Origin of the sequence: Streptomyces hygroscopicus subsp. hygroscopicus, from assembly GCF_030269125.1 — a bacterium.
In the GTDB taxonomy this organism is placed as follows: domain Bacteria; phylum Actinomycetota; class Actinomycetes; order Streptomycetales; family Streptomycetaceae; genus Streptomyces; species Streptomyces hygroscopicus_C.
Map to the genome: position 1 here is coordinate 143426 of NZ_BSSM01000008.1, position 21188 is coordinate 164613.

General features: G+C 74.3%; 14 protein-coding genes. 13 read left to right on the top strand and 1 reads right to left on the bottom strand.

Features of this window, described 5'->3' with window-relative positions:
• The first annotated feature begins 12 nt into the window (after positions 1 to 12).
• From QSK45_RS19320 to sbnA, 4 genes are read left to right on the top strand one after another with little or no spacing between them, the layout of a single operon-like run.
• Positions 13 to 3264 carry a non-ribosomal peptide synthetase gene (locus QSK45_RS19320; protein ID WP_285558490.1) on the top strand — a complete coding sequence of 1084 codons (3252 nt, stop codon included), beginning with the start codon at positions 13 to 15 and terminating at the stop codon, positions 3262 to 3264.
• Positions 3265 to 3306: 42 nt separating this feature from the next.
• The gene (locus QSK45_RS19325; RefSeq protein ID WP_285558492.1) at positions 3307 to 4311 is read left to right on the top strand and encodes a TauD/TfdA family dioxygenase; all 1005 of its coding nucleotides are present in this window, start codon (positions 3307 to 3309) and stop codon (positions 4309 to 4311) included.
• Positions 4308 to 5378, top strand: a complete 1071-nt coding sequence (gene sbnB, locus QSK45_RS19330; protein WP_285558494.1) for a 2,3-diaminopropionate biosynthesis protein SbnB — start codon at positions 4308 to 4310, stop codon at positions 5376 to 5378. Before QSK45_RS19325 ends, sbnB begins: the two co-directional genes overlap by 4 nt.
• A gap of 34 nt (positions 5379 to 5412) precedes the next feature.
• Entirely contained in the window at positions 5413 to 6438 is a 1026-nt protein-coding gene (gene sbnA / locus QSK45_RS19335; RefSeq protein WP_285558496.1) for a 2,3-diaminopropionate biosynthesis protein SbnA, read from the top strand.
• Between the two features lie 367 nt (positions 6439 to 6805).
• Here the strand turns inward: sbnA and QSK45_RS19340 are convergent, their stop codons facing one another.
• Positions 6806 to 8164: a COG1470 family protein gene (locus tag QSK45_RS19340; protein WP_285558498.1), complete on the bottom strand. Its 1359-nt coding sequence runs from the start codon at positions 8162 to 8164 to the stop codon at positions 6806 to 6808.
• A 228-nt stretch (positions 8165 to 8392) separates the two neighbouring features.
• On the opposite strand from QSK45_RS19340, the gene QSK45_RS19345 reads away from it, so the two are divergent.
• The 9 genes from QSK45_RS19345 (at position 8393) to QSK45_RS19385 (ending at position 21188) form a co-directional block, all read left to right on the top strand.
• Positions 8393 to 9064 carry a helix-turn-helix transcriptional regulator gene (locus QSK45_RS19345; RefSeq protein ID WP_285558501.1) on the top strand — a complete coding sequence of 224 codons (672 nt, stop codon included), beginning with the start codon at positions 8393 to 8395 and terminating at the stop codon, positions 9062 to 9064.
• Between the two features lie 163 nt (positions 9065 to 9227).
• Entirely contained in the window at positions 9228 to 12380 is a 3153-nt protein-coding gene (locus QSK45_RS19350) for a hypothetical protein (protein ID WP_490993588.1), read from the top strand.
• Positions 12377 to 13081, top strand: a complete 705-nt coding sequence (locus QSK45_RS19355) for a Pvc16 family protein (RefSeq protein WP_285558502.1) — start codon at positions 12377 to 12379, stop codon at positions 13079 to 13081. Before QSK45_RS19350 ends, QSK45_RS19355 begins: the two co-directional genes overlap by 4 nt.
• Positions 13081 to 15147 (top strand): ATP-binding protein, encoded by a 2067-nt coding sequence (locus tag QSK45_RS19360; RefSeq protein WP_285558504.1) that lies wholly within the window; start codon positions 13081 to 13083, stop codon positions 15145 to 15147. The genes QSK45_RS19355 and QSK45_RS19360 overlap by 1 nt, the downstream gene beginning before the upstream one ends.
• Positions 15148 to 15355: 208 nt before the next feature.
• Positions 15356 to 16915, top strand: coding sequence for a phage tail sheath family protein (locus tag QSK45_RS19365; RefSeq protein ID WP_285558506.1), 1560 nt, complete (start codon positions 15356 to 15358; stop codon positions 16913 to 16915).
• Between the two features lie 44 nt (positions 16916 to 16959).
• Positions 16960 to 17400, top strand: coding sequence for a phage tail protein (locus tag QSK45_RS19370; RefSeq protein ID WP_285558508.1), 441 nt, complete (start codon positions 16960 to 16962; stop codon positions 17398 to 17400).
• A complete protein-coding gene (locus QSK45_RS19375) occupies positions 17397 to 17894 on the top strand; it encodes a hypothetical protein (protein WP_285558512.1) in 498 nt (165 codons plus the stop codon). The genes QSK45_RS19370 and QSK45_RS19375 overlap by 4 nt, the downstream gene beginning before the upstream one ends.
• Complete coding sequence (locus QSK45_RS19380) at positions 17891 to 18049, top strand: DUF6760 family protein (RefSeq protein ID WP_164932503.1); 159 nt, start codon at positions 17891 to 17893, stop codon at positions 18047 to 18049. The genes QSK45_RS19375 and QSK45_RS19380 overlap by 4 nt, the downstream gene beginning before the upstream one ends.
• A 4-nt stretch (positions 18050 to 18053) precedes the next feature.
• Positions 18054 to 21188: a hypothetical protein gene (locus QSK45_RS19385; RefSeq protein ID WP_285558521.1), complete on the top strand. Its 3135-nt coding sequence runs from the start codon at positions 18054 to 18056 to the stop codon at positions 21186 to 21188.

The following is a 21188-nucleotide window of genomic DNA, read 5'->3' on the forward strand; positions in this document are numbered from 1 at the left end:
GAAGGCCATTCGATGGGAACGCGCGTGGAAGCGGACCGGGAGTTCTGGCAGCGGGTGCTGACCGCCGGCGGTGTCACCTCGGTGCCGCGCTGGGTGCGGGAACCGGCGCCGGGGACGGCCGAGCACGAGACGCCGGTGCCGGACGAGGTGGCACGGGCGGTGCGCGAGCTGGTGTCGCACCAGGGGGTGCCGGTCAGCGCCCTGCTGCTCGCGGCGCACGCCAAGGTGCTGGCCGCGTTGTCCGGCGAGGCCGAGGTGGTCACCGGGTACACCACCGGGGTGCGCGGCGAACCGCTGCCCTGCCGGCTGGCCGTGCGCCCGGGGTCCTGGCGGGAACTGGCGGCGGCGGCCGAGCACGCCGAGGCGGAGGTGCTGGCGCACCGGGAGTTCCCGGTGGAGAAGCTGCGCCGCGAACTCGGGCTGGCCGAGCCGCCGTACGAGGTGGTCTTCGGGCCGATCGGGGCCGACGAGAACCACGCCGACGACGGTGTCCTTCAGGTGCGCTGGTCCGACCGGGGCGGACGGCTGCTGCTGCGCCTCGGGTACCGCAAGGACGTCCTGGACGCCGCCGCGGCGGCCCGGATCGGCGGCTACCACCTGACCGCCCTCATGCTGCTGGCCACCGACCCCGACGCCGACCACGGCGCGCGGAGCCTGCTGTCGGACGCCGAGGTGCGCGAACAGCTGGAGGGGCTGGCCGGGCCGCACCGGCCGCTGCCAAAGGCGCGGGCGCACGAGCTGTTCGAGCAGCGGGTGCGGACGCGGCCGGACGCGGTGGCGGCCGTGCGGGGCGAGCGGGAGTGGACGTACGACGAGCTGAACCGGCGGGCCAACCGGCTGGCGCGGGCACTCGTCGAGCGGGGTCTCGGGCGGGAGGACGTGGTCGCCGTCGTCATGGAGCGCGACCTGGACTGGCTGGCGGCCACGCTCGCCGTCTTCAAGGCGGGCGGCGCCTATCTGCCGATCGAGCCGCACTTCCCGGCCGGGCGGATCGCGGCAACGTTGTCGCGTGCGGGATGCCGGCTCGTGCTGGCCGAGTCCGGCAGTACCAGAACCCTGGACGAGGCGCTGGCCTCGGTGGCGGGGGCGCGGCGGCTGCTGGTCGAGGAGGCGTACGCGGAGCCGCACGCCGAGGACGACCTCGGTGTCCGGGTGGACGCGGACCAGTTGGCGTACATCTACTTCACCTCCGGCTCCACCGGCGAGCCGAAGGGGGCGATGTGCGAGCACGCGGGCCTGCTCAACCATCTCTTCGCCAAGATCGACGACCTGGGCATCGGCGAGGGCTCGGTGGTGGCGCAGACGGCGCCGCAGTGCTTCGACATCTCGCTGTGGCAGCTGGTGTCCGCGCTCATGGTCGGCGGGCGGACCCTGATCGTCGGGCAGGACGAGATCACGGACGTGGAGCGCTTCGTGGACACGCTGACCGCCGGGCGGGTCGCGGTGGCGCAGCTGGTGCCCTCCTATCTGGAGGTCGTGGTCTCGTACCTGGAGCGGCGGCCGCGTGAACTGCCCGACCTGCGCTGCGTGTCGGTGACCGGCGAGGCGCTCAAGCGCGAGCTGACGCAGCGCTGGTTCGCGATCCAGCCGGGCATCAGGCTCCTCAACGCCTACGGACTGACCGAGACTTCGGACGACACCAATCACGAGGTCCTGGACCGGGTGCCGGAGCGGGTGCTGCTGGGGCGCGCGGTGAACAACGTGCGCGTCTACGTGGTGGACGAGCGGCTGTCCCTCGTGCCGCTGGGCGCGCCCGGCCTGATCGCGTTCTCCGGCGTCTGTGTGGGCCGGGGGTACGTCAACGATCCCGAGCGGACCCGGGAGGCGTACCGCACGGACCCGTACCGGCCCGGCGAGCGGCTCTATCTCGGGGGTGACTGGGGGCGCTGGCACCCGGACGGCAAACTGGAGTTCCTGGGCCGCCGGGACAACCAGGTGAAGATCCGCGGCTTCCGCATCGAGATCGGCGAGATCGAGAACGCGCTGCTGCGGGTGGCCGGGGTGCGGGACGCGGCGGTGGTGGTCACCGAGCGCGGCGGCGGAAGCAGGCATCTGATCGCCTTCTGCTCGGGTCCGGCCCGGCCGGTGGAGGAGTTGCGCGAGGCTCTCGGCGCGGTGCTGCCCGCCTATATGGTGCCCTCGGCCTTCCACTGGCAGGACGCGCTGCCGCTGACCGCCAACGGCAAGATCGACCGCAAGGCGCTGACCGCGCTGGCGGCGCAGGCCGCGCCGGTCGCGGAGGGGACCGCGGCGGCGGACGTCCCGCTCGGCCCGGCCGAACGGCGGCTCGCCGCGGCCTGGGCCGAGGTGCTGGGCGTGCCCGTCGAGCAGGTCCGCCGGTCGGACCACTTCTTCGACTCCGGCGGCACCTCGCTGACCGCGGTCAAGCTCAGCATCGCGCTGGAGCGCGCGGTGTCCCTCAAGGACATCACCCGGCACCCCGTCCTCGCCGACCTGGCCGCGCTGCTGGACGGCGCGAGCAGGCAGCACGGCGAGCTGCTGCAGCCGCTCGCGGAGGGGGGCGGCGGGGCCGAGGGCGCGCTGGTGTGCTTCCCCTACGCGGGCGGCAACGCGGTCAACTTCCAGCCGATGGCGAGTGTGTTGGCCGACAGCGGGCTGACCGTTCTCGCGGTGGACCTGCCGGGCCACGACCTCGCCGCACACCAGGAACCCTTCGTCTCGATCGCACAGGTGGCCGAGCAGGTAGCGGCGGAGATCGTCGCGCGCGGACTGGGCCGGGTGATGCTGTGGGGACACTCCTCGGGCGCCGCGCCCGCGATCGAGACCGCGCGGCGGCTGACCGAGCGGGGCGTGCGGGTCAGCCGGGTGTTCATCGGCGCCCAGCTCCTCGGCAGCGCCGAGGAGCGCGGCGCCGCCGCCGCCGAGCTGACCGGACTCGGCGACGCCGAGATCGCGGCGCGGCTCACCGCGGACAGCGGCTACACCGAGCTCGCCGAGCTGAACGAGGCGCACGCCGAGCACATCGGCGCCGCCTACCGGCACGACTGCGTGGCCGCGCACCGCTACTTCCGTACGGCCCTGCAGAACTCGTCGCCGCCCAGGCTGTCGGCGCCGCTGACGGTGGTCGTCGCGGCCGACGACCCGCACACCGCCGGCTCCGCCGAGCGCCACCGGGACTGGCTGCTGCTGGCCGACCGGGTGGAGCTGCACGAACTCGCCGACGGGGGGCACTACTTCCCGCGCACCCGGCCGGCCGATGCGGCGCGGGCCGTGCTGGCCGCCGTACCCCTGGCCATGTCCTGAGCCGCGCGGACCCTCCAGACGGGCTACCGAAAGGAAACAGAGATGCCGTTCTCATCACTGGCAGCGCCGCTCGAGGTGGAGCTGCGGCCGCACAGACCGGCGCTGCTGCGCGTCGACTCACCGGGCGACGCGCCGAGTTGGGCGGGCGAGCACCGCGAGGCGCTGCGCGCCCTGGTGACCGAGCACGGGGCGCTGCTCGTCCGCGGTCTGGGACTGCGGGACGCGGACCGGGTCGGCGCCGTCTTCGCCCGGATCGCCGGTGGACTCATGACGGAGCGGGAGGCGTTCGCGCCGCGCGAGGCCCGCGGGCCCGGGGTGTACACGTCCACGCCGTGGCCGGCCAACCAGCCGATGTGCATGCACCACGAGTTGAGCTACACGCTGGACGTGCCCTCGCTGATGCTGTTCGCGTGCCTGACCGCGCCCGCGGAGGGCGGGGCCACGGCGGTGGCCGACGCCGGGGAGGTGCTGGACGCGCTGCCCGCCTCGCTGACCGAGCGGTTCGAGCGCGAGGGCTGGACGCTGACCCGCAGTTACAACGACGAGATCGGGGCCTCGCTGGCCGAGTCCTTCGGCACCGAGGACCGCGGGGAGATCGAGCGCTACTGCCGGGCGCACGCCATCGAGTGCACGTGGCGCGCCGACGGCTCCCTGTACACCGAGCAGCGGCGCAGCGCGGTCGTGCGCCACCCGGTCACGGGCCGGCGCGGCTGGTTCAACCAGATCGCGTTCCTCAACGAGTGGACGCTGTCCCCGGAGGTGCGCGAGTACCTGGTGGACATGTACGGCGAGGACGGGCTGCCCTTCAACACCCGTTACGGAGACGGGACTCCGATCGCCGAGGAGGTGATCGAGCAGCTCAACGCCACCTATGAGGCACACACCCGGCGCGAGCCCTGGCAGGCCGGGGACCTGCTGCTCGTGGACAACATCGGTACCGCGCACAGCCGGGAGCCGTTCACCGGCGACCGCGAGGTGCTGGTGGGCATGGCGGAGCCGCACCGGCTCGCCGACGGCCGCCCGACCCCGGAGGCGAGCGAGCGATGACCGACCTGCTGACGACAGCGGCCGAACGGGCCGCGGGCACCCCCTCGGCGCCGACCTTCTCGGTGATCTCCGGGGAGCAGGTGCAGCGGGCGCTGGCCGGGCGCGAGAAGGAACTGGTGGCGCTGGTGGAGGCCACCTACCGGCTGCACGGTGCCGGGGAGTCGGTGAACCCGCCCTCGTACTTCCTGCGTTTCCCGGACCGTCCTTCCTCGCGGATCATCGCGCTGCCGGCCTCCATCGGCGGTTCGGTGCACGTGGACGGCCTGAAGTGGATCTCCAGCTTCCCGGACAACGTGCGCTCGGGGCTGCCGCGGGCCTCCGCGGTGCTGATCCTCAACGACCCGGAGACCGGCTACCCCTTCGCCTGTCTGGAAAGCTCCATCATCAGCGCCACCCGCACCGCGGCGTCCGCGGCGCTCGCGGCCGACTGGCTCAGCCGCGGCCGGCCCTCCCGGCCCGCGCGGGTCGGGTTCTTCGGCACGGGGCTGATCGCCCGGTACATCCACACCTTCCTGGCCGGCACCGGCTGGGAGTTCGACGCGATCGGCGTGCACGACGTGTCCGCCGACAGCGCCGAGGGGTTCCGGGGCTATCTGGGCCAGAGCGGTGCGGGCGGGCGGGTCACCGTGCACGAGAGTGCCGAGGACCTGGTCCGCGCCAGCGATCTCGTGGTCTTCGCGACCGTCGCCGGCACTCCGCACGTCACCGATCCGGCCTGGTTCGACCACAACCCCGTGGTCCTGCACGTGTCCTTGCGGGACCTGGCCCCGGAAGTCCTCCTGGACGCCGCGAACTTCGTCGACGACGTGGAGCACTGCCTGAAGGCCGACACCTCGCCGCATCTGGTCGAACAGCTCACCGGCGAGCGCGAGTTCCTGAACGGCACGCTCAACGACGTGCTGTGCGGGCAGGCAGTGCCGCCGGCCGACCGGCCGGTGATCTTCTCGCCCTTCGGACTCGGTGTCCTCGATCTCGCCGTCGGCAAGTACGTCTACGACGAGGTATCCCGGGCGGGCAGCCTCCGCCTCATCGACGACTTCTTCCACGACCTGCGCCGGTACGGCTGAGGCCCGTCCTCGGCCCGGCACCAGGAGGTCCGCCGTGCCTGTCATTTCCGCTCCCTACGCCTTCAACGAGGGCCACCTCTTCGTCGACCTGGAGTCGATCTGCGGACAACCCCTCCATCTGAAGTGCGAGGGCTTCAACTTCGCCGGCTCCATCAAGCTGAAGGCCGCGAACGAGATGGTGGAGAGCGCCGAGCGGGACGGACTCCTGACGCCGGAGTCCATCCTCGTCGAGTCCTCCTCCGGGAACCTCGGCGTGGCGCTCAGCATGATCGCCGCCAGCAAGGGCTACCAGTTCCTGTGTGTGACGGACTCCCGTTGCAACCTGTCCACCAGACTGCTGATGGAGGCGCTCGGCAGCGAGGTGCACGTCATCGCCGACCAGGACTCCAACGGCGGCTTCCTGGGCACGCGGATCGAGTACGTGCGCCAGCTGTGCGCCTCCGACGACCGGTACATCTGGCTGAGCCAGTACACCAACGCGGGCAACTGGCGGGCGCACTACCGCACCACGGCCCCGGAGATCGCCCAGCAGTTCCCGCACCTGGACGTGGTGTTCATCGGGGCCGGCACCACCGGCACCCTGATGGGCTGCGCCCGCTGGTTCCGGCAGTGGCACCGGTCGGTGCGGATCGTCGCCGTGGACAGCGTGGGCTCGGTGGCCTTCGGCGGCGAGCCGGGCCGCCGGATGATCCCGGGCCTGGGCATGAGCATGCGCCCGCCACTGCTGGACGAGTCCATCGTGGACGAGGTGATCCGGGTGGAGGAGGCGGACACCATCCGCATGTGCCACCGCATGGCCCGCCGGGGTTTCCTGTTCGGCGGCTCCACCGGGACGGTCGTCAGCGGGGCCACCGACTGGCTGGCCCGGCATGACGCCCGCGGACTGTCCGCCGTCGCCATCGCGCCCGACATGGGCGAGCGCTATCTCGACACCGTCTACCAGACCAACTGGCTCCAGGACCTGTACGGCGATCACGTCCTGGAGGACGGGGGGCTGGACGCCGTGGCGGAGGAGGTCGAGTCCGCGACCCGGACGTCGGAGCGCCGGCGCAGATCGTAGCGCCACGCTCCCGGAAGGGGCGCCTGTCCCGGGCCGTTGCCCGGGGGGCGCCCTTCGCCGTGCCCGGGAGGGCAGTTTCACGGCGTCGGAAAGGGCACCCCTCGGGACGCAGGGGGGCGTACGCGTGCCCGTGCGCCCCCTCTCACGCCCGTCCCCCACATGAACGGTAAAGATCTGGCCATTCCCTCCGGCGGCGGAGGAACCCCCGGTCTCGGTCCTGCCCGCGGACGACCTTGGATTCTCAGGTCATCCAGACTGACCTGCGCGTTCTTCGCGCGGATCGTCCCGGTATCGGTTTTCGGACGGAGTGAAAGTCTCCCCTTCCCTCACCGGCCACACCAGGCGAACTATTTTCAGAAAAGCCACCTCATCGTGCGACGTCAGCGAGGACACCGCTTACATTCAGTACCTCATGGCACTGCTGTGCCTGACGGCCCGTGGCCGGTGTGCCCGGCTTCGCGCAGGTGACCTTCGCGGTGACGGTGGCGTTCGCGGGGATCTCGATGGGGGTGACCCAGTGGTAGTCCTGGTTGCGGAAGGTCTCCAGCGCGATCGTGGTGATCTTCCGATCGCCGAAGGTGATGGTCATGACCCCCTCGTCGCCCTGGAAGTTGGCGACCACGATGTCCGTGATGCCGAACACCTTGCCCTGCGGGACCGTGTAGCTGCCGGTCTTGTCCTGCCCGCCGGACGTCTCCACGTCGATGGTGGTCGAACTCTGCTCACCGCCGCCCACCGAGGTGCCGGCGCCGGTGCCGCCGGACCCGCCGCCCGCGGGCACGCCCTGCCCGGTGCCACCCTGTTCCTTCCCCGTGCCGTTGCCGGCGCCTGTGCCGTCGCCGGTGCCGGGCGACTGCCCGTTCTTGCCGCCACCGGGCGTGGGCCGCGGCTGGACCACCTCGTCGGCGGCCTGCCGGGCCGCGCTGCGCACCGCCGGACGCACCAGGGCGAACCAGGCGAGCAGCAGCGCGAGGATGGCCGCGAGCAGTGCGAGCAGCCACTTCGGGAAGATCGGGATCTGGACGAACTCGGCGTCCAGCGGGGGCCGTACGTTCGTCGCGGGCCGGGCGCCCGCATCCGCCTGCGCATGCTCCTCGGCCGCGCCGTCGGTGGTGTGCACGGTGAACGGCCAGACGGCCGGCTTGCCGAACCACACCGGCTTGCCGATGCGCACCCGCAGCCGGGTCTCCGCCGACTCGCCGGGCGCCAGGTCCAGGTTGGCCGGGGTGAACCCGAACCGCAGTTCCTCACCGGCCTGTTCGGGCCGGAAGCCGATCCGCGTCGGGGTGTTGCCCTCGTTGCGCACCGCCACCCGGTAGCGGCCGCGCAGCCAGCCGCGCCGGCGCCGCGGGAGGATCTCGGTCCGCAGCTCGTGGAACTCCTCGACGTGCACCGTGGTCTCGGGCACGGTGACCGACTCGGGATGCTCGGCCGGCAGCACCCGCACGCCGAGCGGCACGTCGCCGGCCCGTACCTCGGGCGAGCGGGGCGGGGCCAGGGTGATGGTCACCGTCTCGGAGGTGCCGGGGTAGAGCGAGATGCGCGCGGGTTCCACGGTCGCCCAGGGCGCGCAGTCGCCCACCACCTCCAGCGTGTACGCCTCGACGATGTCGCTGTCGTTGCGCACGGTCAGACTGGTGGTCGCGGTGCCGCCCGGGGTCACCGACACGGCCGGGATGTCGAGGCCGGGGGCGCCGGGTCCGGAAGAGGCTGCAGATGGCGTCACGCCACGACGGTAGGGCCCCGGCCGACGTGCCACGAGAGATGCGGGGGCAACACCCGGGCAGTCGAGGTGCCCGCAGCGGCCAAGGCCGACTCCACCGACAGGTACGGCCGCTGACGCCGCGAGGCGTCATGTGTGCTCCATCCCACCGACCCGGGCGCCACCGCCGTCGCTCGGGCCGCGTCCTGAAGTACGCCAGCCACGTCCGGCTTTGCGAAAGAAAGTACGCTCATGATCGTCCATATGCCCGGCGGGACCGCACCCGCCTCCGTAGGCCGCCCGGCCCGGGTGACCGTGGCCGTCTATGCCCAGGATCTGGTCCTGCACATCGGCGTCGTCCAGCAGCTGCGGCAGCGCCCGGAGTTAGAGCTCCTGTCCGAAGGCGACGCGGAGGGGGCGCAGATCTCGCTCGTGGTCGTGGACACCGTGGACGACGAGGTGACGGCCCTGCTGCAACGGCTGCAGCGCAACACCGCCACCCGTACCGGACTGGTGGTGGGCACCTTCGAATCCGCGGCGCTGCAACGGGTGATCGAGTGCGGGGTGGGCGCGGTGCTGCGGCGCTCCGAGGCGGACCAGGACCGGCTGCTGCACCTGGTGCTGGCGCTGGCCAGGGGCGAGGGCGTGCTGCCCGGCGACCTGCTGGGCAAGCTCCTCACCCACGTCGGCAGCCTTCAGCGTTCTGCGCTCGATCCGCGCGGGTTGTCCCTGTCCACGCTGACCGCGCGCGAGGCGGACATGCTGCGCCTGGTGTCGGAGGGTCTGGACACGGCCGAGATCGCCGAGAAGACGTCGTACTCCGAACGGACCGTCAAGAACGTGCTGCACGAGGTGACCACACGGCTCCAACTGCGCAACAGGGCCCACGCGGTGGGGTACGCGCTGCGCAACGGGCTGATCTGAGAAGGGCTCGGCGGCGGGCGGACGGCTGTCCGGGCACCCGGGGGCTGCCCGAAAGCGCAAGCCGGCCTTCCCCCGGGAGAGTCCCCGCCGCCCTGCCGCGCCGCGCGCCCGTACCGCACAGTGGCAGGGCGCACCCATGTGTACCGAGACTGCGAGGTGGACCGTGAACGGCACCGCTGGCCCCGGCGGGCAGCGCCGGCTGGGGAGATTCGGCGCCTCGTTGCTGCTGCTGGTCCCGTTGCTCGCGGTGACCGCGGCCTCGGCACCGAGCGGGGCCGACCCCGTCCGGCCCACGGCCGCCTCGACCGCGCCCGCGCGGGTCGCGTACGCGGGCACCGGGCACCGCAGCCTGGGCCGGGTCTCCTCCACCGAGTCCAGCGATCCGCTGTTCGGCACGGGCCCCGCGCACTACGACGTCCAGGCGACGGCGCTCGGGGACACCCTGGTGTTCGCGAGCCGCCGCGACGAGAGGCGTCCGCAGATCTACCTGCGCGCACCGGACGGCTCGGTGCGCAAGCTCACCAGCGGCCGGGACGCGGCACATCCGCGGCTGACCCCGGACGGCGGCTCGGTGGTGTTCGACTCGGCGGAGCCGGGCGGCCCGAACGGCAAGAAGCAGCGCGACCTGTGGCTGGTGCGCACCGACGGCACCGGCCTGACCCGGCTGACCGACACGCCGTACGACGAGCAGAGCCCCACCGTGTCGGCGGACGGAAAGCGGCTGGCCTACAGCGCGAACCCGGACGCGGGGGCCGGGGCGCAGATCTACGCGCGCCCGCTGGCCGGCGGCTACCCGACCGCGCTCACCGGAGCACTCGGCGGCAAGGCGACCGAGCCGGTGTTCAACCCGGTGAACGACGCGGCGCACCGGGACCTCCTGGCGTACACGTACACCGCGGACTCGAAGACCGGGCCCCGGCTGCGGGAGACCGGCGGTCCTGACGGTGACCAGCCGCTGCTCGCCGGCTCGTGGGCGAACTGGCGCACCCACGGGGCAGCGTGGCTGCCCGACGGGGACCGGGTGCTGTTCCTGAGCACCGACCGCACGTGCAACTGCGAGGGCGACTGGGACCACGTGTTCCGGATCCACGCGCGCGCGGACGAGACCCCGCAGCTGATCCTCAGCGAGAACCGCGAGGTCACCTCCGCGACCTGGGTCGGTCCGGCGGACGGCGGCTACCCCGTCGTGGTCCGGCTCAGCGAGCCCGAGGCGCATGTGGCGACGCTCCAGGACGTGCGGCTGGACGGCTCGGATCCGCGCGATCTCGGGGTGGACGTGCTCAAGGAGGACCCGGCGGCCGACACCAACACCGACCCGGCCAAGGACCCGCTGTTCAACCCGGCGGCCGGGTACGACCCGTGGACCGAGCGGCAGAACTACACGCCGGACGGGCGCAGGATCGTGGTGACCCGGTTCGAGGGCGGTGGCCAGGAGCGGATCGAGCGGATCTGGACGACGGACGCCGACGGCACGAACAAGGCGGCCATGCCGCTGGCGGGGCGCGGTCCGCGGGACTGGGACACCGACCCGACGTTCTCCCCCGACGGCAAGTACCTCGCGTTCACCCGGACTTCGCCCGGCGGGGTCGGTTCCGCGTCCGGTCCCGGACGCATCCTGATCGCCGACGCCGGCACGGGCGCGATCGTGCACGAGGTGGTTCCGCCGGCCGGGCAGCAGAGCGGCAGCGACGCCCAGCCCACCTGGTCCCCGGACGGCACCCTGCTCGCCTTCACCCGCAACGAGGTGATCGACGGGAACGGCGGCAACAAGCACATCTGGACCGTCCCGATCGACGACCTGAACCAGCAGAAGGACCTCAGCGCGGCGAACTGCCCCGGCACCTGCTCGGTCATCGACGACAGTCCCGCGTTCTCCCCCGACGGCCGCTCCATCGCCTTCAACCGCAAGAACGGCGGCGGCCTCGTCGACGAGCGCAACGGCCTGGTGCTCACCTCCGTCTCCGGCGGCGACTGCCGGGTGCTGCTGCCCGAGGCGGCGCGGAACACCGCGGACGCCTGCCACCGGCAGCTGCCCGACACCACGGTCACCGGACCGCACCAGCCGCGCGACGCGGCCTGGACGGCGGACGGCTCCCGGATCGTGTTCAGCGCGCGCGACGACGCTCCGGTCAACTGCCCCGAGCACCTCTACGTGCTGACCCTGGCGACCGGTCACGTCTCCCCGCTCACCGCCCAGCTGCCGGGGCGGCAGAAGGAACCCGGCGTCGAGCAGTCGGTGGACCTGGCGGTGCACGCCCCGGGCACGGCTCCCCCGGTGACGGTCGGCAGCTCCACGCACCTGCGGGTGGACGTCGTCAACAACGGCCCGGCCGCCTCGCCCGGCACCCGGCTGACCGTGGCGCCGCCGGCCGGGGTGACCGTCACCGGGGTCACCTATCCGGGCGGCACGTGCGACGCGGCCACGCTCCAGTGCGACCTCGGGGTGGTGCCGCCGGGTAGGACGGTGCCGGTCACCGTGGCGGTCACCGGCACCGTGACCGGTGACCAGCCGATCGACTGGTCGGTCACCGGCAGTGTGATCGACCCGCGGCCCGGGGACAACGCCGCGCGGACCGTGGTGCCGGTGCGCCCGCCCGCCCCGCCGACGCCGCCCCCGACCCCCACCCCGACCCCCACGCCCACCCCGCCGCCTCCGCCGCCCGCGCCCGAGGCCGGTCCCGGGGTGCGGGTGACCGCCCAGCCCGAACCGGGCTATGTCGGCGGCCGCGTCGTGGTGACGTACACCGTGCGCAACGGCCGCAACGCGCTGGCGACCGGGCTCCGGCTGCGCGTCTCGCTGCCCGCCGGGATCCCGAACGGCGGTCCGCCGCCGGGCTGCGACAGCTCCTGGGTGTGCGCGCTGCCGGACCTGTCGCCGGGTGACAGCACCGTCGTACGGGTCGTACTCGCCCCCGACCACGCGCTGACCGGCCGGGCCACCGGCGTCCTGACCACCACCGGAACGGACGCCGACCCGCGGGACAACAAGGCCGGCACGACCCTGCGCGTCCTCCAGCCGAAGATCGTCGCGGTGCCGCCGATCGGCAAGCCCGGCTTCGTCACCTCGGTGCGCGGCAAGGACTTCCCGCCCGGCGTGCCGGTGCGCTTCACCTGGAAGCCGGGCATCACCGCCGCCGCCGCGCCGACCGTGCCGGGGCCGGACGGCACCTTCATCGGCCAGCTGCTCATCCTCGCCAAGGACCAGACGGGACCGCGCACCATCACCGCGCGGGGACCCGGCTTCTCCCCGGTGAAGACCGACTTCCTGGTCGTGACGGGCAGCGTGCAGCCGCCCGACGAGGTGACCCGCCGGTGATCCACGAGGTCGACGAGGCGCTGCGCGCGCTGCTCGCCGGGTCCGGGCTGGAGGCGTCCGGGGTCGAGGTGGTCTTCGACGCGCCGACCCGCGAGTGGGCGGCCCGCCGCAACGCGCCCACGGTCTGCGTCTTCCTGTGCCACATCCAGGAGGACGCCACCCGGCGCGGCAGCGGCGCCGGGGAGGTGCACGACGCCGAGGGGTACGTGGTGGCGCGGCGCACCCCGCCGCGCTGGTTCGAGCTGACGTATCTCGTCACGGCGTGGGCGAGCCGTCCGCAGGACGAACACCGTCTGCTGTCACAGGTCTTGGGCACGCTGGTGAGCGCGGACGCGCTGCCGGAGCACCTGCTCACCGGCTCGCTCGCCGACCTCGGGCTGACCGTCTCGCTGGAGACCGCCGCGGCCGGTGCCGACGCGCCGTCCGCGTCCGACGTGTGGTCGGCGCTGGACGGGGAGCTGAAGCCGTCGCTCGGGGTCCTGGTGCGCGCTCCGCTCGCCGCCGCGGCGCGTCCGGCCGCGCCGCCGGTGACCGAGGGACTCGTGGTGCGCACCGGTGGGCCGCGGCCCGGGGAGGAGCCCGCGCCGGGACGGCGGCTGCGGTACGAGGAGGTGGGCGATCCCGGCACGGAGGGCTTCGCCGGCCCGCGTGAGCGGCCCCCGGTTCCGGCCCGGCGGCGCAGGGGGAGGCGGCAGCCCTGATGTACGCCACCGAGGCCGAGGTGGACGCCCTGTGGGCGCGGCTGCGGCTGGTCGAGGAGCGGGTGCGGCACGCGGTGGCCGCGCGGCGCGCCGTCGATCCGGATCCCGACGACCCGTACCGGGGCCAGTACCTGACCCCGCAGGCGGTCGAGCGGATCCTGGACGAGCGGGGCGGCCTCGGCCTGCCCGGCCACGAGCCGCCGCCGGTGCCGCCGACATCCGGACCGGGCCTCCTGGCCGGGCGGTTCGGTCTCTCGCCACTGGACCTGGATCTGCTGCTGGTCGCCCTCGCACCGGACCTCGACCCCCGCTTCGAGCGGCTGTACGGCTATCTCAACGACGATCTGACGCGCCGCCGTCCGACGGTCGGCCTCGCGCTCGAACTGTGCGGCCTGCCCACCGCGTCGGCGGCCCGCTTCCGGCTCTCCCCCGGGGCTCCGCTGATCGCGGGCGGCCTGCTGGAGGTCACCGAGCCGGAGCGGCCGCCGCTGTCGCGGGTGCTGGCGGTTCCGGACCGGGTGAGCGCGCACCTGCTGGGCGGCACGGAGCCGGACGCGCGGCTCGCCGGGGTGCTCGGCGAGGCCGGCCCGGACCCCACGGCCGGGACGGCGGACGTCGACCGGGCGGCCGCCGCGGCCCGCTCCGGCCCCGGACTGGTGCACCTGCTGGACCGGGGCGGCGACGCGTCCGGCCTCGCGGTGGCGGCCCTGCTCGCGGCCGGGCTCCGCCCCCTGGTCCTCGACACGGCCGCGCTCGCCCGGCGCTCCGCCGAGGTGCCCGCGCTCGCCCGGGTGGCGGCGCTGGAGGCCCGGCTGTCCGGCGCGGGAGTCGTCCTCGGCCCGCTGGAGGCGCTGCCCCCGGAGCCCGCCCAACGCGAGCGCGTCACCCGTGACCTGTGCGCCGCGCTGCGCGGCATTCCGCTGTTCACGTACGGCACGGACGGCTGGGACCCGGCCTGGGCCGCCGACACCCCGGTGGTCCTCCCGGTGGCCCCGCCCTCGCCGGCGCGCCAGGCCGCGCGCTGGCGGCACGCGCTCGAACGGGCCGGCTCCGACGGCATCGCCCCGGCCGACGCGCAGGCGCTCGCCTCGGCGGTCGCCGCGCACCGGCTGGACGGCGGGCAGCTGCGCCGGGCCGCGAGCGCCGCGGTGCGCACGGCCGCGCTGGCCGACCGCGCGGTGCGTCCCGACGATCTGCGGGCCGCCGTACGGGCGCAGAACGGGGCGGGGCTCGCGCGGCTGGCCCGCCGGGTGGAACCGGCCGTCGGCTGGGACGACCTGGTGCTGCCCGCGCCGACCCACCGCCGGCTGCGGGAGCTGGCGGTGCGCGCCCGGCACCGTGAGCAGGTGCTCGGGCAGTGGCGGATGCGGCCCGGCGGCGGTCGCGGGCGGGGGGTGATCGCGCTGTTCGCCGGGGAGTCGGGTACCGGCAAGACCATGTCCGCCGAGGTGGTCGCGGCCGATCTGGGCATGGACCTGTACGTGGTCGACCTGTCCACGGTGGTCGACAAGTACGTCGGCGAGACCGAGAAGAACCTGGAGCGGATCTTCACCGAGGCGTCCGCGGTCAACGCGGTGCTGCTGTTCGACGAGGCCGACGCGATCTTCGGGAAGCGCTCACAGGTCAAGGACGCGCACGACCGGCACGCCAACATCGAGTCGGCGTACCTGCTCCAGCGCATGGAGTCGTTCGACGGCATCGCCGTGCTGACCACCAATCTGCGGGCCAACCTGGACGAGGCGTTCACCCGGCGGATCGATGTGATCGCGGACTTCCCGGTGCCGGACACCGGCGGGCGGCTCGCGTTGTGGGAGCGGTGCCTGGGCGGGCAGCTGCCGCGCGCCGCCGACCTCGACCTCGGCTTCTGCGCGGAACGCTTCGAACTGGCCGGCGGTTCCATCCGGGCGTGCGCGGTGACCGCCGCGTACCTGGCGGCCGAGTCCGGACTTCCGCTCACCATGCGGCAGTTGGTGGCGGCCGTCGCGCAGGAGTACCGCAAGCTCGGCCGGCTCGTACTGGAGAGCGAGTTCGGACCGTGGACGCGGGACGTGCTGGCGGACTCCTGAAGAACCCGCTGTCCAGCGGCCTTCCCCCGTCCTGGGGCCTGTCGGCGGCCCGCGTTGCCCGAAAGGGAAGGCGGTGCCGGGTACGGACGCCCGGAAAGGCAGCGGGGTTGCCCTCGCCCAGGTCCGTGCGCCCCTGTCGCCATGCCGCACCCGCCTCGGAGACTCGACGTCGACGCAGGTGACACCGATGGCACATGAAGGAGCGAGCATGCCGACGTACCTCACCCCGGGCGTGTACGTGGAGGAGGTGCAGTCCGGTGCGCGACCGATCGAAGGGGTCGGCACCGCCGTCGCCGCGTTCGTCGGCTTCGCCCAGACCGGACCCTTCCACGAACCCACCCTCGTGACCAACTGGGACCAGTACACCCAGCTGTTCGGCGGTTTCACCGAGGGCACCTACCTGGCCCACGCCGTCTACGGCTACTTCGCCAACGGCGGCGGCGCGGCCTACGTGGTCCGCATCGGCGGGTCGGGCCGGGACTCCGCCGCGCCCGCGGCCGGCGGGTCGGTGCCCCGGCAGGTCCAGGCACCCGAGCCGGTTGCGCTCGGCGGGTTCCTGGTCGCGGCCAAGCCCGGCGTGTCCGGGGTGTCGGTGGAGATCGCCGACCCGGAGGGCGACAACAGCCCCGAGGACCGCTTCAGGCTGCTGGTCCGGCGCGGTGAGCAGGTGGTGGAGAACTACGACGTCTCCACCCGCAAGAACGTCAAGGGCTATGTGGTCAACCAGGTCCGCGCCTCCAAGCTGATCGAGGTCACCGAGCAGCGCGACGCCACCCAGGCCCGGCCCGCCGCCCAGACGGTGGCCCTGCCCGACGCCCCGGGCGCCCCCGCGGTCCCCGCCGCGGGCGAGGTGTCCCGCCTCGATCCGGCCGAGTACGTCGGCGACTCCGCCGCCCGCACCGGCTTCGGCGGTCTGGAGGCCATCGACGAGATCACCATGGTGGCGGTCCCGGACCTGATGGGGGCCTATCAGCGCGGTGACATCGACGCCGAGGGCGTGCGCACGGTCCAGCTCGCGGTGATCTCGCACTGCGAGCAGATGGGCGACCGGGTGGCCGTCCTGGACACCCCGCCGGGCCTCACCGCCCAGCAGGTGCGCACCTGGCGCAACGACGAGGCCGGTTACGACTCCCGGTACGCCACCGTCTACTACCCCTGGGTTCGGGTCTTCGACCCGGCGGCCGGCCGCAACACCACGGTCCCGCCGAGCGGTCACGTCGCGGGCGTGTGGGCGCGCAGCGACGCCGAGCGCGGTGTGCACAAGGCGCCCGCCAACGAGGTGATCCGCGGCGCGGTCGACCTGGAACTGCGGCTGAGCAAGGGCGAGCAGGACCTGCTGAACCCGATCGGCGTGAACTGCGTACGGGCCTTCCCCGGCCGGGGCATCCGGATCTGGGGTGCCCGCACCCTGTCCTCCGACCCGGCCTGGCGCTACCTGAACGTGCGCCGGCTGTTCAACTACCTCGAAGAGTCCATTCTGTTGGGCACCCAGTGGGTGGTCTTCGAGCCGAACGACGACCGGCTGTGGTCGAGCATCCGGCGCAATGTCACCGCGTTCCTCACCGAGGAATGGCGGCGGGGCGCGCTGTTCGGGCGTACCGCCGAGGAGGCGTTCTACGTCAAGTGCGACCGGGACAACAACCCGCAGGAGTCCATCGACCAGGGCCGGGTCGTGTGCGAGATCGGCGTCGCGCCGGTCAAGCCCGCCGAGTTCGTGGTCTTCCGGCTGGCCCAGTTCTCCGACAGCACCAGCCTCATCGACGAGTGAGACCAGTGACCCGCGGGTCGGTCAAGGAAAGGTGACGAACAGTCATGGCAGAGGGCGATGCTCTTTCCACCCATGTCTTCGGCGTGCAGCTCGGCGGCTATCTCGTGGAGTCGATCCAGGAGATCAGCGGGCTGACCGTCGAGGAGGAGGTGGTCGAGGTACGGCAGGTCACCTCGGAGGGCAAGCAGATCATCCGCAAGCAGCCGGGTGCCCGGCAGGCGGGTGAGATCACGATCACCCGGGGACTCGACAAGTCCAGCGAGTTCACCAAGTGGATCAAGGAGACCCTGAACAACGGTGCCGTCGACACCGCCCGGCAGAACCTGACCATCGAGATCAAGGACTCCAAGGGCGAGACGGTGCGCCGGATCCAGCTGATGCAGGGCTGGGCCTCCCGCTGGGAGGGTCCCTCGCTCAAGGCGGGTGAGTCCGCGGCGGCGACCGAGACCGTCACCATCGTGTTCGAGGAGATCGTCGTCGAATGAGGCGCCGTACGGTGACGGCGGGCAGCCTGGAGGAGATCCTCGACGCGACGGCGCCCGCCCAGGCCCCCGAGCAGCCGCCGGCCCCGGCGCCACCGTCCGGTCCCGCGGCCGCGCACCAGCACGGGCTGCGCACCGAGTTCGAGTTCGAGCTGCCGCGCGGGTACGTGGACGAGTCGGGCACGCTGCACCGCAGCGGGTCGATGCGGCTCGCCACGGCCCGCGACGAGCTGCGGCCGCAGATCGATCTGCGGGTCAAGGAGAACCCCGCGTACCTCAGTGTGGTGCTGCTCAGCCAGGTGATCACCCGGCTGGGCAGCATCACCGACGTGCACGCCGGGATCGTGGAGCGGATGTACGCCACCGACGTCGCCTTCCTCCAGGACTTCTACCGTCGGGTCAACAGCGAGGGCCACACCCGCGCGGCGGTGACCTGCCCGCACTGCGAGGGCGCCTTCGAGGTCGACCTCTCGGGTGGGCGCCTGGGGGAATCGTGACGTACGCGCTTCCCCGGCTCCGGGAGGAAGTCGCGTACATCGCCTATCACTTCCACTGGCAGCGCGAGGAGATCCTCGACCTCACCCATGCGGAGCGCCGGCAGTGGGTGGGCGAGATCGCTCGTATCAACGCCCGTATGAACGAGGGTGGTTGAGGTCATGGGGTGGTGGGAGGGGGTACGACGCCGACTGGCCGGGCCCGTGGACACGCCTTCGGCGGCGCCGTCGGCTCCGTCCGGCCCCGAGCCCGCGGGCGCGTCGTCGTCCGTGCCCGGTGACTGGGACGGTGGCTGGCGCCAGGTGACGCCCGCGACGCTCACCGTGGCCCGCGCGCCGCTCGGCGTCAGCGACGGCCTCGCCTTCCGCTCCGGCCTCGCCTCCTGGCAGAACCCCACCTTCGACACGGGCCTCGGCCACGGGCTGCTGTCCTCGGCGCCGGCGGGCCTGGTGCATGGCGTCACGCAACCCGCCGTACAGAGATCGGGGTACGAGGGCGGCGGGCCGCTGCTGTTGCGGTCGCTGCCGGAACACGGGGCCGAGGAGGCGGGGGACGGCGGGGGTGCCGCTCCCGCGTCCGGTTCCGGCTCGGCCCGGGTCCAGCGGGTGGCGCGGGCCGGGGGACGGGGCCCCGGTCAGGCGCGGCGCTCTCCGGCCGCTTCGGAAACCCCCGAGCGAGCCGGGCAGGTGACCGGACCGGAGCTTCCGGTGGTACGGCGTGTCGCCGTGGTGCCGCATGCTCCGGCCGCCGGAGCCGCGCCGCGGACCACGGGTGCCGAGCGGGCCGGGGCGGAGGTTGTACGACCCCGGCCGCTGGGCCCCCCGCTGACCGTCGCCCGCCGGGTGACGGCCGGTCCGGTACGCCGCGTCGCCGCGCTGCGGCCGGAACCCGCCACCGGTGCCGTCCAGCGCGCCTCCGCCCCCGACCGGCCGGCCGGGCGGGCCCCGCTGGGTGCGCCGTTGAGCGAACTCCCCTCCACGGCTGCTCCGTTGGCGACCGACGGTCCTGCCCGTTCCGTCACGGCCGAGGTCCGTTCGTCGAGCGGTCCCGCGCTGCCGGTCGTGCGGCGCGGGGCAGCCGCTCCGGGCTCCCCCGCCGAGGCGGCCGTCGCGGCCCGCGTCTCCCCGGCCACCGGCCCGCTGTCTCCCGTCGTCCAGCGCGAGACGGGCACGGCCGACGTCCGGCCGACCCGGCCGCTGCCCCCGGTCGTCCGGCCCGGGGCGGACAGCTCCGACGCCCGGACCACGTCCGGGCCGCTGCTCCCTGACGTGCCGCGCCGGGTGGACGCCGCGGGCTCCGTCGCCGCCGACGGCCCGGAGGTCGTCCGCGCCGCCGCCGCCGAGTCCCGGCCGGCCGCCGATCCGGTGCTGCCGGTCGTACAGCGCGCTCCCGACGCCACCGGCAGCGAACTCCCGACCGCCGGCGGCCCCGGGACCTCTCGCGCCGCCGCGGCCGACGCCCCGGCGACAGCCAGGCCGCTGCTCCCCGGAGTCCAGCGCCAGACGGACGCCGCCGGCTCCACCGCGCCCGCCGCCCAGGCGCCGACCGGGCCGCTGCTCGCCGGAGTCCAGCGCCGAGTGGACGCCTCCGGCACCACGGGACACGAAACCCCCGCCCGGCCCGCCGCCGACGCGCCCGCGGCATCCCCCGCACCCGGCACCCCGCCCACGAGCGGACCGGCGCTCCCCGTCGTCCAACGCCAGGCGGACGCCGCCGGCTCCACCGCGCCCGCCGCCCAGGCGCCGACCGGGCCGCTGCTCCCCGGGGTCCGGCGCCGGATGGACGCTCCCGGCGCCGGACACGAGACCCCCGCCCCGACCGCCGCCCACGCGCCCGACGCGTCCCCCGCGACCGGACCGGCGCTCCCCGTCGTCCAACGCCAGGCGGACGCCTCCGGCTCCACCCCGGGCGACGCGCGGCGGACACCCGGACCCGTGGTGCCCGTCGAGCGGCGGCAGGCGGCGGTGCCCGGCACCGAGGCCCCGCTGCTGTCGCCGACGCGGCGCCGAGGGGACTCGGCCGGTGCCGCCGACGGGGAACTCCCCGCCACGGCCCACCGGTCGGGCGCCGCCGAGCCGTCGACCGGGCCGGGGCTGCCGGTCGTACAGCGCCGGCCGGACGCCTCCGGTCAGCCCGGCTCCGCGGCCGTCCCGGCGGCGCGGTCCGGACCGGGGCGGGCCGTCCCCGAAGAGACCGCTCCGTCCCGCCGAGCCGAGCGGACCGGCTCGTCGGCGGCCCGCGCCCGTTGCGGTCTGGGTGCGCCCCTTCCCTCACTGCCGCCGACCGCCACACCGCGCGGTCCCGCGGAAACCGGTGGCCGCCCTGCCCCGTCCCCCGTCCAGCGCGGGGTGGCGAGGCCGGGCACGGACGCCGGTCCGGTACCCACGTCCACGGCTCCGCTGCTGGGGGCGGCGGGTACGGCCGGCTCCCAAGGCCCGGCGCCCGTCTCGTCGCCCGCCGGGGGCTCCGCGCAGGCCACTCCCCTGGTGACCCGGCCCGGCGCGCGGCCGGACACCCCGGCGACGGACGCGTCCGGCGTCGTACAGCGCACCACGGCGGCGCCCGGACGGCCGGGCCCCCGGGGCGGGAACGGCACGAGCCCGGTCGTCACGGCCCGTGCCGTCGCGGCGCCCCGGCGGTCCACGACCACCGCGGCCCTGTCCCTGCTGTCCGCCCGCCCGCTCACCCCCAACACCCGTGCGCCGGAGGGCATGCAACGTGCCGGCGCCCCCGCCGCTCCCGCCGGACCCCCCGTCGTGGCCGCCTCCTGGCGTCGGGACCCGGCGCCGGAGGCACGGTCGGCCGCCCCCCGGTCGCCCCAGGCGCGGCAGACCCCCGTGGCACGCCCCGGGCTTCCCGTCGTACGACCTGACACCCCCGTCCAGCGGGCGGCAACCGGTGCCGCCCTGCCCCTGACCGAGGCGCAGGCTCCCCCGCTCCAGGCGTCCCCGGCCCCGCCGGACGCGCCCGCCGGCCTCCCCGTGCCCGTGGTCCGCGCGACCCGCCCGGCCGAGCCGGACCCCGTGCTCTCCGGGGCCGTTCCCGTCGAGTTCGTCCAGCGCGACGCCAAGAACGCCAAGGCAGCCGCGGGCGGCCGGCCGCGCTCGGCCTCCGCCCCGCCCTCCTTCCCGGCGCCGGCCGCGACGGCCGACAGGAGGCAGACCGCGCCGCAGGACCCCGGGGTCGACCTGGAGGACCTGGCGCGGCGGCTGCTGGACCCGTTGGCCCGGTTGCTCCGGGCCGACATGCGGCGGGGACGGGAACGCGCCGGACGCCCCTACGACGGACGGCGCTAG

What these genes read in the sequence shown, in the direction of transcription:
- QSK45_RS19320 (WP_285558490.1), top strand. Translation starts at nt 13, where the DNA reads ATGGGAACGCGCGTGGAAGCGGACCGGGAGTTCTGGCAGCGGGTGCTG.
- QSK45_RS19325 (WP_285558492.1), top strand. Translation starts at nt 3,307, where the DNA reads ATGCCGTTCTCATCACTGGCAGCGCCGCTCGAGGTGGAGCTGCGGCCG.
- sbnB (WP_285558494.1), top strand. Translation starts at nt 4,308, where the DNA reads ATGACCGACCTGCTGACGACAGCGGCCGAACGGGCCGCGGGCACCCCC.
- QSK45_RS19345 (WP_285558501.1), top strand. Translation starts at nt 8,393, where the DNA reads ATGATCGTCCATATGCCCGGCGGGACCGCACCCGCCTCCGTAGGCCGC.
- QSK45_RS19360 (WP_285558504.1), top strand. Translation starts at nt 13,081, where the DNA reads ATGTACGCCACCGAGGCCGAGGTGGACGCCCTGTGGGCGCGGCTGCGG.
- QSK45_RS19365 (WP_285558506.1), top strand. Translation starts at nt 15,356, where the DNA reads ATGCCGACGTACCTCACCCCGGGCGTGTACGTGGAGGAGGTGCAGTCC.
- QSK45_RS19370 (WP_285558508.1), top strand. Translation starts at nt 16,960, where the DNA reads ATGGCAGAGGGCGATGCTCTTTCCACCCATGTCTTCGGCGTGCAGCTC.
- QSK45_RS19375 (WP_285558512.1), top strand. Translation starts at nt 17,397, where the DNA reads ATGAGGCGCCGTACGGTGACGGCGGGCAGCCTGGAGGAGATCCTCGAC.
- QSK45_RS19385 (WP_285558521.1), top strand. Translation starts at nt 18,054, where the DNA reads ATGGGGTGGTGGGAGGGGGTACGACGCCGACTGGCCGGGCCCGTGGAC.